Source organism: Sinomonas sp. G460-2 (assembly GCF_047759905.1).
Classification (GTDB): Bacteria; Actinomycetota; Actinomycetes; order Actinomycetales; family Micrococcaceae; genus Sinomonas.
On the sequence record NZ_JBKZWT010000548.1, the window covers coordinates 1 to 1,258 of the forward strand.

Consider the following 1,258-nt stretch of genomic DNA (forward strand, 5'->3'; position numbering starts at 1 on the left):
TCGACCCAGCCCTCGACGAGGGCGAGCGCGGTCTCGAGCTTCGCGAGCGCCGCATCCTGCTGCGCGGTCCGCTCGGGCATGAAGACCCCGCCTTGGAGCGCCTCCTGGATCGATTCGGGGTTCCGGGGGTCCACCTCGCGCGCGAGCTCTTCGATGCGTGAGACGTCGATGTGGATGCCGCGCGCGTAGTCCTCGATGGTGCCGAGCAGGTGGCCGCGGAGCCACGGAACGTGCATGAAGAGCCGTGCATGCGCGGCCTCGCGCACCGCGAGGTACAGCCGCACGTCATTCTCGGGAAGCCCGAGGCCCTCGCCGAACTTGGCGACGTTCGCGGGGAGCAGCGCCATCTCGAGGTCCACGAGCGGGACGCCGATGTCGGAGGCGCTCACGACCTCGCCGGACAGCGCGCCGATGGCCGCGCCGAGCTGCATGCCGAAGATCGCCCCGCCCATGTTCTGCAGCATCGACGTCGCGCCGCCCAGCATGCCCTTCATCTCCTCGGGCAGCTGCTCGCTGATCGCGGTCGAGAGGGCCGTCGCGACGCTGTTCGCGACAGGCTCGGTGAGCCTGCGCCACGTGCCCATGGTGGCCTCGATCCACTCGGCGCGCGACCAACCGCGGCCGATGAGCCCCGTGGACGGGAACTCGGTCACGTTGTCGAGCCACAGCTCCGCGAGGCGAAGCGACTCGTCGACGCTGCGGTTCTGGACGGCGGACACGGAGGGATCTGACGTCATGGCGGCCGAGCGGCGCGCGTGCTCGTGGGCGAGCTCCCAGTTGACGGGCCCGTCCCCGGCGGACGAGGCCATCATCGACTGAACCTGCTCGAACATCTGCTGAAGGATCGCGGGATCGTTCGGAAGCCCTGCCGCCTTCGCGATCTCTGCCGGGTCGACTCCATCGAGGCCCTCGCCGCCCATGAGCTTGGCGAAGAGCTCGGCGAGGGGATCCTGAGGGTCCTCGCCGCTGCCGTGAGGCTTGTCCGGGGTGGTCATGATGCCGCCGATCACTGGTGGGAACAGTCAACCTCACGGTACCGCGCGGGAGCGCGGCTGTCTTCGAGCCGTTGGAGGCTTTCGCTGTGGGCACAGCAAGGCGCGGCGGGGGCGCACAGGGGGTTGTGCGAATACTACGCTGGAGAGCACAGATACCCGAGCACAGCGGCCTTCACGCCGCGGAAAGGCGCCGCGTGAGCAGCAGCGTCACCCCGACGGACGGCGACTCCGCGAGCGAGGGCACGCCGGCGTCGGCGGGCGGC

At 70.0% G+C, this 1,258-nt stretch carries 1 protein-coding gene; it reads right to left on the reverse strand.

Annotation, left to right across the window (positions count from 1 at the left end; all coding sequences use genetic code 11):
* Nucleotides 1–995 (reverse strand): zinc-dependent metalloprotease (locus tag ACLN58_RS22340; protein ID WP_415857397.1); only part of this gene is annotated, 995 nt, incomplete at its 3' end.
* Nucleotides 996–1,258: the final 263 nt, after the last annotated feature.